General features: G+C 38.4%; 13 protein-coding genes. 10 read left to right on the top strand and 3 right to left on the bottom strand.

Features of this window, described 5'->3' with window-relative positions:
* Positions 1-81: 81 nt before the first annotated feature.
* From pabC to C9J40_RS04615, 8 genes are all read left to right on the top strand, one after another.
* Complete coding sequence (gene pabC, locus C9J40_RS04580) at positions 82-891, top strand: aminodeoxychorismate lyase (RefSeq protein ID WP_107206202.1); 810 nt, start codon at positions 82-84, stop codon at positions 889-891.
* Entirely contained in the window at positions 885-1,904 is a 1,020-nt protein-coding gene (mltG, locus tag C9J40_RS04585; RefSeq protein WP_107245924.1) for an endolytic transglycosylase MltG, read from the top strand. Before pabC ends, mltG begins: the two co-directional genes overlap by 7 nt.
* Positions 1,901-2,530 (top strand): dTMP kinase, encoded by a 630-nt coding sequence (gene tmk, locus C9J40_RS04590; RefSeq protein WP_107245926.1) that lies wholly within the window; start codon positions 1,901-1,903, stop codon positions 2,528-2,530. Before mltG ends, tmk begins: the two co-directional genes overlap by 4 nt.
* A gap of 1 nt (position 2,531) precedes the next feature.
* Entirely contained in the window at positions 2,532-3,494 is a 963-nt protein-coding gene (gene holB, locus C9J40_RS04595) for a DNA polymerase III subunit delta' (protein WP_107206205.1), read from the top strand.
* 56 nt (positions 3,495-3,550) lie between these two features.
* Positions 3,551-4,327: a TatD family hydrolase gene (locus tag C9J40_RS04600; RefSeq protein ID WP_107245927.1), complete on the top strand. Its 777-nt coding sequence runs from the start codon at positions 3,551-3,553 to the stop codon at positions 4,325-4,327.
* Between the two features lie 618 nt (positions 4,328-4,945).
* Complete coding sequence (locus C9J40_RS04605; protein ID WP_107206207.1) at positions 4,946-6,454, top strand: PTS transporter subunit EIIC; 1,509 nt, start codon at positions 4,946-4,948, stop codon at positions 6,452-6,454.
* 831 nt (positions 6,455-7,285) lie between these two features.
* The gene (locus tag C9J40_RS04610) at positions 7,286-8,902 is read left to right on the top strand and encodes a PTS transporter subunit EIIC (protein WP_107245929.1); all 1,617 of its coding nucleotides are present in this window, start codon (positions 7,286-7,288) and stop codon (positions 8,900-8,902) included.
* A gap of 22 nt (positions 8,903-8,924) precedes the next feature.
* Entirely contained in the window at positions 8,925-9,380 is a 456-nt protein-coding gene (locus tag C9J40_RS04615) for an RDD family protein (RefSeq protein ID WP_233220296.1), read from the top strand.
* A 40-nt stretch (positions 9,381-9,420) separates the two neighbouring features.
* Here C9J40_RS04615 and C9J40_RS04620 read toward each other — a convergent pair whose 3' ends face one another.
* The 3 genes from C9J40_RS04620 to C9J40_RS04630 all read right to left on the bottom strand — a co-directional run bounded on the left by C9J40_RS04620 (position 9,421) and on the right by C9J40_RS04630 (position 12,179).
* A complete protein-coding gene (locus C9J40_RS04620; protein ID WP_107245933.1) occupies positions 9,421-10,320 on the bottom strand; it encodes a lysine exporter LysO family protein in 900 nt (299 codons plus the stop codon).
* Between the two features lie 223 nt (positions 10,321-10,543).
* Positions 10,544-11,467, bottom strand: a complete 924-nt coding sequence (locus tag C9J40_RS04625; RefSeq protein WP_107206211.1) for an HDOD domain-containing protein — start codon at positions 11,465-11,467, stop codon at positions 10,544-10,546.
* A gap of 124 nt (positions 11,468-11,591) precedes the next feature.
* A complete protein-coding gene (locus C9J40_RS04630; protein ID WP_107245934.1) occupies positions 11,592-12,179 on the bottom strand; it encodes an LON peptidase substrate-binding domain-containing protein in 588 nt (195 codons plus the stop codon).
* Positions 12,180-12,484: 305 nt separating this feature from the next.
* On the opposite strand from C9J40_RS04630, the gene C9J40_RS04635 reads away from it, so the two are divergent.
* Both C9J40_RS04635 and dsdC read left to right on the top strand, forming a co-directional pair.
* Positions 12,485-13,084 carry a TfoX/Sxy family DNA transformation protein gene (locus C9J40_RS04635; protein WP_107206213.1) on the top strand — a complete coding sequence of 200 codons (600 nt, stop codon included), beginning with the start codon at positions 12,485-12,487 and terminating at the stop codon, positions 13,082-13,084.
* A gap of 88 nt (positions 13,085-13,172) precedes the next feature.
* The gene (gene dsdC / locus C9J40_RS04640) at positions 13,173-14,078 is read left to right on the top strand and encodes a DNA-binding transcriptional regulator DsdC (protein ID WP_107245936.1); all 906 of its coding nucleotides are present in this window, start codon (positions 13,173-13,175) and stop codon (positions 14,076-14,078) included.
* Positions 14,079-14,109 lie beyond the last annotated feature (31 nt).

Genomic DNA, 14,109 nt, shown 5'->3' on the forward strand with positions numbered 1-14,109 from the left:
ATCGCTTGATAACCTGATATGATTAGCAGCCCGATATCTTTGTAGGTATTGGGCTGTTTTTTATCATAAAAAGGATAATCGATGGCGTTTATTAACAGTCAGAAACAACGAGAGTTAGCAATAACGGATCGTGCTATACAATATGGAGATGGCTGTTTTTCGACAATAGGCGTTAAACAGGGAAAGCTGTTGTTATGGCGGTTTCATCTTGAACGATTACAACAAACGTTGCGCAGGTTAGCGATTAATGAACCTGATTGGGATCAAGTCTTTCTACAGGCTAAAAAACTCGCTCAATCTTTCACTGATCGTGGTGGGATAAAAATATTAATCAGCCGAGGTGGCGGCGGTAGGGGGTATAGCCCAACGGGCTGCGATGACACGACAGTTATTTTTAGTGCTTTCAATTGGCCTACCCATTATAAGCAATGGCAGAAAGATGGCATCATACTGGGGGTTTGTCAGCAGCAACTGGGTTACAGTCCAATGCTTGCGGGGATGAAGCACTTAAATCGATTAGAACAGGTACTCTTAAAACAAGAAGTCGAACATAAACAATGGTTGGATGCTGTGGTGCTCAATACCAATGATCATGTTATTGAAACAACAGCATCTAATATCTTCTGGCGTAAAGGGCGTGTTGTTTATACGCCAGAATTAATAGGATCTGGAGTTGAAGGTGTCATGCGTCGACATGTCATTACATTGCTTTCAACGTTGCCATATACGTTAGAATTAGGTGATTATTCTCTGGCAGATTTGCTTTGTGCTGATGAAGTATTTATAACCAATGCGTTAATGGAGTTAGTGCCAATAATGGCGATTGACTCTACCTATTATCAACAACAGTCACTACTCGACGTATTACAAAAGAGGCTATATACGTGTTAAAGAAGTTGATTCTTATTGTTTTCATTCTTGCTGCCCTAGCGGCAGGTGCTGCTGGTTGGGCGTATACTCAAGTGAAGAACGAGCTAAATCTGCCCGTTATTAATACTGAGCAGGTAATGATAACAGTTAAACCAGGGACATCGTTTAGAGGGTTAATCAATCAGCTTGTACAAGATAAAGTGATCAAGGCATCACAATGGACGCGCTGGGTGGGAAAGTTAGATCCCTCTTTAACGGATATTAAGGCAGGAACTTACGGTCTAGAGCCACATAAAACATTGCAAGAAGTCTTGGCATTGATTGCTTCTGGCAAGGAGTTTCAATATTCAATCACCTTGGTTGAAGGTGAGCGTTTTAGTGAATGGTTAAAAAAAATCCAAGCTGCGCCTGAATTAAAGCATATTACTGATGGCATGACAGAGCCACAAATTGCGAAAGCGATCGGCATTGATAACGTTAAAATTGAAGGTTATTTACTGCCTGATACGTATCATTACACTGCGGGTACTACCGATATTGCAGTACTGAAACGTGCTTATCTAGCGATGAATAAAGAGTTAGCCACTGCGTGGGAGCGACGTGAGAAAGATCTGCCTTTAAAAGATCCTTATCAAGTATTGATCATGGCTTCTATTATTGAAAAAGAAACCGCTGTGCCAGCAGAACGAGGTTTGGTTGCGTCTGTCTTTATGAATCGTTTGCGCAAAGGGATGCCTTTACAAACCGACCCAACCGTTATTTATGGCATGGGTGATAAATATAAAGGCAATATTAGTAAAAAAGATCTTAGAACCCCAACGCCTTATAACACCTATACCATGAAAGGTTTACCACCAACACCGATAGCAATGCCAAGTAAAGCATCAGTATTAGCAGCCGTTAATCCTGATAAGAGCAATTACTATTATTTCGTGGCCGATGGTAAAGGCGGGCACAAATTCTCTACAACTTTGGTTGAGCACAACCGTGCGGTTCGTGCATACCTGAAAACATTAAGAAAACAGTCACAATGATCGGTAAATTTATTGTCATCGAAGGTCTTGAAGGGGCCGGTAAAAGTACTGCGATTAAGCAAGTTATCGCGACCTTGGCACAGCATGGTATTCATGATCCAGCATCAACGCGAGAGCCTGGTGGTACACCTTTAGCAGAGCAAATGCGGGCACTGGTTAAAGAAGGGCATCCTGATGAGCCATTAACCGATATGGCTGAATTATTACTGCTTTATGCGGCACGTATTCAATTGGTTGATAACGTGATTAAACCTGCATTGAACCAAGGTCAGTGGGTTGTTGGCGACCGTCATGATATGTCATCCCAAGCATACCAAGGTGGCGGACGTGGTTTTGATAAAGCATTAATGGAAAATCTACGTGATACGGTATTGGGTGATTTTCGTCCTGATTTGACGATTTATATGGATATCGAGCCTGAACTGGGGTTACAACGTGCCCGTGGTCGTGGTGCGCTAGATCGTATCGAACAAATGAATGTCGATTTCTTCCATCGTGCGCGTGCGCGTTTTCTTGAATTATCAGAGAATCAACCAAACGTCATTATTATCGATGCAAGTCAGCGTTTAGAAAAAGTGACTGAAGATCTACAGTCTGCGCTGAATGCATGGTTGGAGCAGCAATAACATGTTGTATCCGTGGCAAGAATCGTTATGGCAGAATTGGCAACAGTTGTTAGAGCAAAAGCGGCTTCATCATGCCATTTTGTTGTTGGCGGTAAAAGGCAGTGGCCGTGATGTCCTCGCGCGCCAGTTAGCTAAAACCGTTTTATGTCAAAACAATGAAACAGAACCATGTGATGTTTGCCATAGCTGTAAATTATTTGAAGCTAACAGCCATCCTGATTTTCATGTTATTAAGCCTGAACAAGAAGGAAAACAAATCGGTGTTGATGCGGTTCGACAATGTAACCGCTGGGCAACGGAAACCTCTCACTTAAATGGTCAGCGTGTTATTTTAATTGAACATGCCGATGCAATGGGAGAAGCGGGCTCGAATGCGATTTTAAAAACGCTTGAAGAGCCACCGCAAGGTTGTCAGTTTATTCTAACGGCGCAAAGTTTAGATAGTTTATTACCGACTATTGTTAGTCGTTGTAATAAATGGCGTTTGCCAATACCTGCTGAGTCAAATGTAAAGCAGTGGGTTGAGCATAAATTAATGCAATCGATTAACGTTGAATCTATTCGCCTTAATAGTGGGGCGCCATTGTCAACGTTAGCGTTTGTTGAAAGTGGTATGAATATTCGTCATGCTAATTTGATCAAAGCTTTTGCCGAGTTTTTACAGCCACCAAATATTGGTATCTATGATGTTACCGCGATGTGTACTGCAGACGGTATTGTTACATTAAAATGGCTAAGCTATTTTTTAGTCGACTGTATTAAGTATCAGCAAGGTGTAAGCAATAGTTTTGTGCACAACGAATCTTTAGTGGCAGTACAACAGGTTGCTACACAGGTTTCGGGGGCTTTGTTACTTGAGCAATCAAGAAAAATTAATACGCTATACCGTAAATTAGAGCAGCATACAGGATTGAATATTGAGCTGTTAGTTGTAGAGTGGCTAACTGGTTTTATTCAAGATTAAGCGTAGTATTGAGATTTGTATTTATAGTCATATTCAGAGATAAAAGAGGAACGCCCGTGTTAGTTGATTCACATTGTCATCTCGACAAACTTGATTACGATAAGTTACATACAGGGATTGATGATGTACTTAATAAAGCCAAAGAAAGAGGTGTAGAGTACTTTCTTTCTGTTGGTGTAACGTTGGCCGCTTTTCCTAAAATGATGGAAATGATCGCCCCTTACGAAAATATTTTTGCTTCTTGTGGTATTCACCCTTTAGATGTTGAGTCTGGTTATAACTACAAACAGTTTAAGGCTTTTGCGCAACATGAAAGAGTTGTGGCTATTGGTGAAACGGGGTTAGATTACCATTACCAGCCTGATACGGCAGAGCTTCAGCAAGAGATCTTTCGCCAACAGGTTCGTGTCGCGGTTGAATTGAATAAGCCACTTATTATCCATACTCGTATGGCACGTGAAGATACAATGCGTATTCTTCGTGAAGAAGGGGCTCAAAAATGTGGCGGTGTTTTACACTGTTTCACTGAATCGCTTGAAATGGCATTAGATGCGATTGAACTTGGTTTTTATATTTCGATTTCAGGGATTGTAACATTTAATACAGCAAGCGATCTGAAAAATGTGGTGAGCCAATTGCCACTGGATCGTTTGTTAGTTGAAACGGATTCACCGTTCCTTGCGCCAATGCCATACCGAGGTAAGCAAAATCAGCCTGCGTATACACGTGAAGTTGCTCAATATATTGCGTTGCTAAAAGGTGTTTCCGTTGAAGAGGTTGAACGAGCAACCACTGAAAATTTCTTTACGCTATTTCCTTTAGCGAAGAAATAACTTTGATAGATTGGTCGTGAAAAAAGAGAAGCGCTGGCTTCTCTTTTTTTTGGTTAGAAGTGTTGGCGAGAGTAAATATATATAAATCGTCACTTTTAATTATTACAAAAGTAACAAAGGTAACTGAGTATATATTCAGCATAGAATGAAACGTAATTAATAGTACTTATATGGATATATAGAAGTAGGATATTTTATTGATTGATAAATATCACAGATCTTTTAATGATGACTATTGGTTAAAGCATTGTATCCATCCCGTTTTAAATTTGTCATTGAAACTTAATAAAAAGTGAATTTTTATCTTTACTATCAGCAATTTAATGCTTTTTCTTTAATTAATGTGATCAATGTTCTATATTTTTGATGTTATTTAAGTATATTCTGGCGAAAATGGGTAAAAACGCGCAATATTGATTATGGGGGGTAATGCTTTCAAGGAATGCTTTAATCAGTTTATTATTAGAAGATGCTAAAGATAAATTAATTAAAGCAGACAGCATTTATTATTGAATCCTAATTATACCAATTAAATTAATGAGTTATTACAGGTGTCTCTGTCGGTGTCAATGACATTCTGCAGTTATACATTTGGATATATCAAAGGGTAAAAAAATTATGTCGAATGGCAATAAGTCTTCAGCAGAGAAGATCCTTGAAGGAGTTGGTGGTGCAGGCAATATAAAATTCTTGTCTTGCTGCGCAACTCGCTTACGTTTTGAATTAAATGATAATTCTATTGTTGATAAAGCAGCATTAGATGCCATTCCTGATGTGATGGGGTGTATTCCTCAAAGCGGTGATCGCTACCAAATTGTTATCGGTGGTGGTGTTGCGACTATGCATAGCGCATTACAGCAACTGATGGAAAGTCAAACGGGTAGTGGTACAGCAAGCACGAATGAAGTGAAAGCTGATAATGCATCAAATGATGATATTAAAGCTTCTATGCGCTCTAGTGGTGTAAGAGGGAAAGTTGCTTGGGTTGATGGTTTTTTTGAATACCTTTCAGATTCGTTCCGTCCAATTTTAGGTATTTTATTAGGTGCGTCGTTAATTATTGCACTATGTGCAGTATTAGACGCCCTTCATATTGTTGACTTTAGAGGTGATAAGTCTGCAGGTTGGGTTTTTGTTGACTCAATGTGGCATACAGTATTTTACTTCTTGCCTATTATGGTTGCTTACAATGCCTCGAAAAAACTGAAGGTTGATCCTTGGTTGGGCGCTGCAATCATGGGCGCACTTATGACGCCTGATTTCCAAAAACTAACCTCACTTGCATCAACAACATCGATTAAAGATACGACCTTAGGGACTGTCTCTCATGTTGCCCATGTGTTTGGTTTACCAATGCAGCTTAATGATTATTCTGGTAACGTATTTGTACCGCTAATCATGGTTGCTGTATTAGCTGTGGTTTATCGCTTCCTGAAGAAGATTGTTCCAGATAATTTGCACATGGTATTTGTGCCGTTCTTATCTTTGATTATCATGATTCCACTTACAGCGTTCCTAATTGGCCCTCTAGGTGTTTGGATTGGTACTTACTTAGGTCTTGGTTTAGCTTGGCTTAATACACATGCACCATTTGTGTTCGCGATTCTAATTCCATTACTGTACCCATTCCTTGTACCTCTTGGTCTTCACTGGCCTCTAAATGCATTGATGCTAATGAATATTCAAACATTGGGTTATGACTTCATTCAAGGTCCTATGGGTGTTTGGAACTTTGCATGTTTCGGTGCAACAGCGGGTGTACTACTAATTTCATTACGTGAAAAAGATAAAACCATGCGTCAGACAGCTTCTGGTGCGTTAGCTGCTGGTTTATTCGGTGGTATTTCGGAGCCTTCACTATACGGTATACACTTACGATTTAAGAAAGTTTACTCACGTATGCTTCCTGGTTGTCTAGCTGGTGGTTTAACAATTGCAATTCTAGGTTCTCAATACGGTGGTATTAAAACTAAGGCGTTTGCATTTACTTCGTTACTAACCATCCCAGTATTCCACCCAATGTGGGTATATGCAGTATCAATTGCAGTGGCATTCATTGTGCCAATGCTACTTATTTTCTTCTTTGACTATCGTACTCCAGAAGAAAAAGCGGCTCATAAAGAATAAGTTTATTCTTATTCGTTGAATGCTCATAATCCCGTAATGAAAATTACGGGATTTTTTTTAACCGTTTTGAAATAATTAGGTGTTATTTCATTTAATTTAAAATTGTGATAAAGATCTGCACGTGAAATCGCTTAGCTATAAAGTGGACTGTATATCAAAAACAAGAACCTCTCAATCATCCACAACACTGGTATTTTTCTCATTTACATTACTTTTAATGAAAATAGTCGTTTAATCTCATTTTTATTTATAAATAATCATATTAGGCTATTCTAATTAAAATAGGTGTGCGAAATACTCAACCCATATTAACTTATGCTAACGATAAATAGTTTTATTTACTTAACGAATGTTACATTGGTTACATAAGTTACTTTTTAGAGATTAATCTATTGGCATTAATAGATTAATTGGTTTAAAAGTTATTTATTATCAATTGGTTATTGGCTTGTTTCTGCTTTTTAATATATTTATTTTGATGTGATCGCCATTATATATTCTGAATCTTTCATCACTATCTTTTAGTAAATATGACAATCATCAAGTTATATTAATTATCGAAATTTATACTTATGCCGAAATAACAAGGAATGAATACTAACATTATGACTACGGGGGTATGTCGTTAGTGTTTATGTTATTTCAGGTAAATATAGTACTCAGGAGCTAAATGTTCACTATCACAATCAATTACCTCGGTAATTTGAGCTTGTCTCGTGTGAGTGTGCATTACTACGCTTATTGAATTAATAAAAATAATGGTTACAAAGACAAATAAAGTCTGAATTATTTTTGATACAAGTTTAGATCCCATATCGAGGAGATAAGGTAATGAAAGCCTTCTTTAGTAAACTATCGCAAGCAGTAATGCTACCGATAGCGCTATTACCAGCTGCTGGTATTATGCTTGGTCTTGGTGGTAGCTTTACCAACCAAAGTATGATTGATGCGTACAACATTGGTATTTTGCAAGACGGAACACTTTTAAATAGTTTCTTACAGGTTATGACTGCAGCGGGCGGTATCGTTTTTGCAAACCTACCATTAATGTTCGCATTAGCGATTGCTATTGGTTTTGCGCGTGCTGAAAAAGGTGCAGCAGCACTAGCAGCAACAATTTCATACTTAGTAATGAATGTTGCAATTGCGAAAACGCTTTCTGTTGCTGGCATGGTAGATACCACTAACAACACCGTTGTGTTAATGGGTAACCATTACGCTGGTGTGTTAGCAGACGTACTAGGCATTCAAAATACGCTAAGTATGGGTGTATTTGGTGGTCTGATCGCTGGTGGTATCACTGTTATTCTGCATAACAAATACCATGACGTTAAACTGCCTGAATTTCTAGGTTTCTTCGGTGGCGCGCGTTTCGTTCCTATCGTAAGTGCATTCTCTGCATTGTTCTACGGTATTGCGCTAGTATTTATTTGGCCTTACATCGGTGCAGCATTTGGTTCTATCGGGGCAACACTGGGTGAAATGACTGCATCTGGTCACGGTTATATTGCCTCTTTCATCTTCGGTATTATTGAACGTGCGCTTATCCCTGTTGGTCTACACCACGTATTCTACCTTCCACTATGGCAGACAGAGATTGGCGGTACTGTAGAAATTGCAGGTCATGTTTATAAAGGGACACAAAATATCTTCTTTGGCTCTTTAGCTAACGGTGATTATTCTCAGTTCTCTTCAACTAACTTCATGACAGGTAAATTCCCATTCATGATGTTTGGTCTACCTGCTGCTGCATACGCGATGTATACATTGGCAGATAAAGAGAATAAGAAAGAGGTTGGCGGTTTATTGTTCTCTGTTGCGCTAACAGCGTTCCTAACGGGTATTACCGAGCCGATTGAATTTACATTCCTTTTCCTATCTGCGCCGCTTTACTACTTTATTCACGTACCACTAGCTGGTCTATCGTTCATGATCATGGACTTGCTAAATGTGAAAGTGGGCATGACGTTCAGTGGTGGTTTCATTGACTTTGCACTGTTTGGTATGCTTCCTGGCCTAACCGGAACTGAAAACCACTGGTACTACATCCCACTACTAGGTTTAATTTATGGTCCTGTATACTTCTTGTTATTCCGCTGGTTTATTCTGAAGTTTGATATCAAGACACCGGGTCGTAAAGGGAGCGCTGTTGCGGTTGTACGTAAGAAAGATTACCAAGCAGCAAAAGCGAATGGTTCTGATGACAGCCAAATCGATGAAATGATCGAAGCGCTAGGCGGTAAAGATAACATCGTTGACGTTGATGCATGTATTACGCGTTTACGTATCACAGTTAAAGACGGTGAGCTTGTTAAAGATAATAAATACTGGACTGAGAACTTAGGTGCTAAAGGTTTAGTAAAAGTCGGTGGTACGGGTATCCAAGCTATCTACGGTGCACAAGCGGCTGGATTTAAAGCTCAAATCAATTCAAAACTTGGTAAGTAATTAGGCAATGAGCAGCTTTTCGTTGAAATACAGACGTGTCGGTACATTTATGATTGATATGGCTATCGTGCAGATGTTTGCAATGATCGTCAAAGATATCTTCCTTGCAGTGGTTGGTTATATTACCAATGGTGCAGGAGTATCGTTATCACTTAACGATACGATGGCGCTACCAGTATTGTTACTGTTAATTATCGGCATCATGGCTTTATTTATTGGTGTCTTTATGGGGTATCACTGGTTGTGTTATCGGTTACTCGGCACTTCACTATCACGTGCTTTGTTAAGTGTGAAAGTGATATCTAGCGATGATGAGCTGCTAACAAAGCAACGTTATTTAAAGCGTGAGTTTAATAAGATTTATCTATGTATTGCCACATTAGGATTATATCCCCTCTATGCTGGTGTGCAATATCTTACGTTTACTAATCCACCTTGGCATGACAAAAAAAATCATACAACAGTGGTAGAGCGATAAATAAAAACCGCAGTGAAAACTGCGGTTTTTTTTATCACAGTTATAGTGATAAGAAGAATAAAATGAAAACGGGGACTAACAGGCTAAGAATAAAGCCACTGACAATAGCGATAGGTACACAGCGCACACCTCCTGTACTTTGAATGACGGGGAGGGTGAAATCCATAGCAGTTGCCCCAGCATAACCAATAGCTGTATTGGGATAACGATGGATAAGGAGTGGGATTAATATTAGCGCAAGTATTTCACGTAGTAGCTCGTTAAGAAAAGCGGCACCACCAAATACACTTCCTAAACCGTCGCCAATTAAAATACCCGCGAGAGAATACCAACCAAATCCCGATGCCATAGCCAAGCCATGGTTAAGTGGAATATCGAGAATAAATGCAGCGATGATCCCACCAAGAAAAGATGTGCTAATAATAACCGCAGCTATAATCATCCCTTTTTTATTGAGCACTATTTGTTTTAAGGTCATACCACTATTACGTAATTGGATGCCAATAAAAAACAGTAATAGTAATAAAATAGCTTCACTAGCTTGATCAACCCATGACAAATCGACATTGAGTAATAGACCTACGATCAACCCTGCTGCAACAACAAAAACCAATTTAACCGATTCCATCATCATTTTTGCCATCGGTAAATGATGGTGTCCATCAAACGTTTGTGTTGGCCATAAACGGTCTAAAAAAGGGAGTGCAGCAAGGTTACATACACTGATTGAGATGAAAAATGTCATGGTGTAGATAAGGATTTGGTTTAAGTTTTGGCTGAGATTATCTAGCGCAGCTAAGCTTAATCCCATTAATGTCAAAATGACCAAGACTAAGCGGCTAGTTTGAGCATTAATAAAATCGAGGTGCTTTTTATTATGAATAGGGATGAGGTAGCCAATAATAAGCGGCAAAAAGATAAGTAAAATCCCAGACAACATATTAGTCCTTAAATATATTCAGAGGGTGAGTAATTTATTTGCTAGAGGATTTGGTTCAATAACACAAAATAACCAGCAATAATGAATTCATTTATTTATATTTTTAACAGAAAGTGAATGTAACACAGCGATAAAGAAGGAGTATATAGGCAAGTGGGGGGCTTATAGATGGATGTTTCCCCTTCTTTTTAAGTAAGAAAAAAAGAAGGGGGTGGGGATTAGGTCAGAATCCACTTTCACGAACGATGTTTTTCACTCGTTGATTAAATTCGTGAGTAGGTAAATTAGTCAATTCATACATAACTTCAGCTCCTACAAGGTCAAGCTCAACATCATTTTCGTCGATAGCATCATCGTTATTCTTAAATAACAATAAATGGTGTGCCATACGGGCGATATCAAGATAACTCAACGTATCGTTATTCTCTCCATAAGGCTGTCGTTTATTAGAGGCGATTTCAAGATAATCATTATCAAATCCCCATTCTTTTAATACGATCAAACTTGTTTTCATGCAGGTTTCTTTGAAAATATATTTGGCAATATCGATATCTAGGTAATTATCGTTTTCAATATAATTAAGATATTCGTAGATTAAACTAAAGATACCAATATCAGCGAGCAAGCCTGTTAATAACGCTTTTTCTGGTTCTATTTTTAAGGGGGTGTCACTGTGCTTTATCAAGCTTTGACAAATCAGAGCCATCGTACCTGCAAATTGGCGTGAGCGAATCGCACTTTGGCTGAGCAGTTGATTACACGCGAAGTTTTCAGTTTTTACTTTTCGTAATTCGGCAACTGCTTGAGCGGTGGCGATATCACGGACCCGTAACAATCCAAGGCGAGAGACCGCAGTAAGAAGATCGTTACAGACAACATTACGGCGGTTAAATAATACCGTATTAGATGTTCGAATAATGGTAGCGGTTAAAACGGGATCATCAAGTAGTAAATCAGCCACGTCATGAATGGTGCTTTCATCATCATTACATAACTGATGTAGCTTCATTAGCACATCAGGGATTGGAGGAAGCTCCAGCTTATTTTGCTGCGCAGATTGTTTTACTAAGTTACAAAACTCAGATTCCAACGCTTTTATTTGATGATCACGGCTATGTTTTAACCAAAAAAAAGATAAATGCGACATGTAAAACTAATCTTATAAAGTAATAATCAAATTCTATCGTTTCATAGCCTTATCGAGTAGTTTATCACGTAATTTATTTGAAGTGAGTAGGTTATAAATTAATAAAGAACTGATATTAATCCCACTAATGGTTTAAATTTTTATCTTGAAGTAACTTTATTAAAAAACGAATGGCCAGATTAGGCGTTTTTTGATGAATCAGCATTTGCTTATATTTTACTTCTATTGGTAGAACTTCTAACCAGCGTTGACAGACCCACGTCATATCATCAAACAATGGTGTTGGATATAAATTTTCCATTTCTGGTTGAGAAGAATAAAGTTGCTTTAATCGTTGAGCTAAACACTGGTTACTCGTTGTCGTTTTAGAGGGAGCCCAAGTGCTAACAGGCATACATTCAGCAACCAAAAGCTTATCATCCTCAATCTTAATTTGTTCTATTTTTAGAAGATCGATACCTTCTACCGTAATACCCAATAAATCGCCTTCGAGTCGGTTGAAGTCAATAATTTTAACGTGCGTACTTAATGCAGGAACATCTTTAATTTCACTGTGCTCACGTTCGTTATCTATCATTGCCATGACAAACCCTTTTTTAGAAATAAGGGCTTCTTTCACCATACGAATATGACGAGCTTGTGCAATTTTTAGTTGCGTCCTTCCATCGGGAAGAATGTGGTTTGCATATGGGAACAATGGGATTTTTTTCATATCTCCAGAGCATACTCTTTTTGCTGTAAATACCTTAAAGATAGTCGGTGCTGATAATAATGATGATAGATATGCAATTCATTATTGATTCTTGCGTGATAAATGCTGCAAATCTAGTTTGATTACATTATTTTGCGACAAAAAATATGCGAGTAATCTCATCTTTGGCTGCTGCTTATTTAATCTACAATGCTTAAGAGCATACAATTGCTCTGTCGAATAATTAACAATCTAATCTATTGTTTGGCTAGGTTATTTGACGTGTTTGGAATAATTGATTATCACCACATTATGGAGAATTAGTTGTGACATCACCAAAGGAAGATTATTTAAATTATTTAAACAAATTCGGAGAACAAGAAAAACGATCCATGTTTGGTGGAACTGGAGTATTTATAGACGGTGCGATGTTTGCGATAGTTACACCGGCGTCTATGTATATTCGAGGTGGCGAAAAACTGGATCCTGAGTTAATAAAGTTAGGTTGTGCGAAATTTAAACATATAAAGAAAAGCAAAACGGCAACAGTTAATTATTACGAAATAAGAGATCTTTTTGAAAAAGATCCGCAGGTTTGTAATCAATTGGTCGCTAAATCGATTGAGTTTTCATGTAAAGATAAGGCATTTAAACAGTCTGGTGCGAATAAACGTTTACGTGATTTACCCAATATGCGATTAACGCTTGAAAGAATGGTGAAACGAACGGGTGTATTAGATGTATCTACTTTTTTAGAGTTGGGTGCAGTCAATGTTTATCGCAAAGTATGCGAACACCATGGAGAAGAAGTCAATCGTAATTTGTTATGGATTTTTGCTGGTGCTGTCAAAGGATGTCACTGGCAGTTATTAACTGACGAGTATAAATCAGGCTTGCTTGAGCAATACCGTAGTACAACTAATTAATTGACGTTATTCGGGGAGTAGTATTTATAGCTGAGCCCCGATCATTTTCTTGTTATGCTTGCTACTAGATTTTTAATGTGGCGGTATTATGCAACTATCTAACCTTTCTGGTTCTGTACTTTCAGGTTTACACTGTTTTCTTATCGCAGCTGAACAAATGAGCTTCACACGTGCTGCTGAAGTTCTATTTTTAACTCAAAGTGCAGTTAGCCATAAAATTAAAAACCTTGAAGAAGCATTAGGCGTCCAGCTGTTTATTCGCCAGCCCCGCAAGCTCATCCTCACAGATGAGGGATTTCGTTTAAAACAAGTGCTAGCTGCGAACTTTGGCGATATTGCACACGAAATACGTGATTTGAAAAATGTTGAGTTAAGCGGCGATATAAATATTTCTGTACCCCCAACGTTTGCTCAAACTTGGTTATTACCCCGCTTAAAATCCTTTATAGATCTTTATCCCATGCTACGTATTCATTTGCGAACCCGTAATGAACTTGTTGATTTTCAAACGGAAAGTTTTGATTGCGCGATTTATTTTGGTAAAGGGGAATATCAAGGTTTGCATTCGTGTAAATTAATGGATGAAGCGATGCAGCCCGTTTGTAGCCATGATTATGCTATTACAAATGATCTTTATGATAACCCTGAAGGTTTAATGGAATGTTTATTACTCCATGATGCTGCGCCGTGGGCTAGAGCTGGGCGGAATGATGAATGGCAGCTATGGGCAGAGCAATACGGTACGCAATTACCTGAATCGGAATGTACATTTGATCGTTCCGATTTGGCTTTACAAGCGGCTGAATGCGGGATCGGTGTTGCCATGGGGAGGCACTCATTTATTGCTGAAAGGTTAGTGGAAAAACGGCTAGTTACACCTTTTGATATGATGGCACCTTCACCTTTTAGTTATTATGTCGTGTGTCGACATAACATGCAAAATACCCCTAAAATAAAAGCTTTTAGTGATTGGTTATTCAGTGAGATTGGTTAAGATCATCTAAATATTATTTATTTAAATCAAT

The organism is Photobacterium sp. GB-72, assembly GCF_003026095.1.
In the GTDB taxonomy this organism is placed as follows: domain Bacteria; phylum Pseudomonadota; class Gammaproteobacteria; order Enterobacterales; family Vibrionaceae; genus Photobacterium.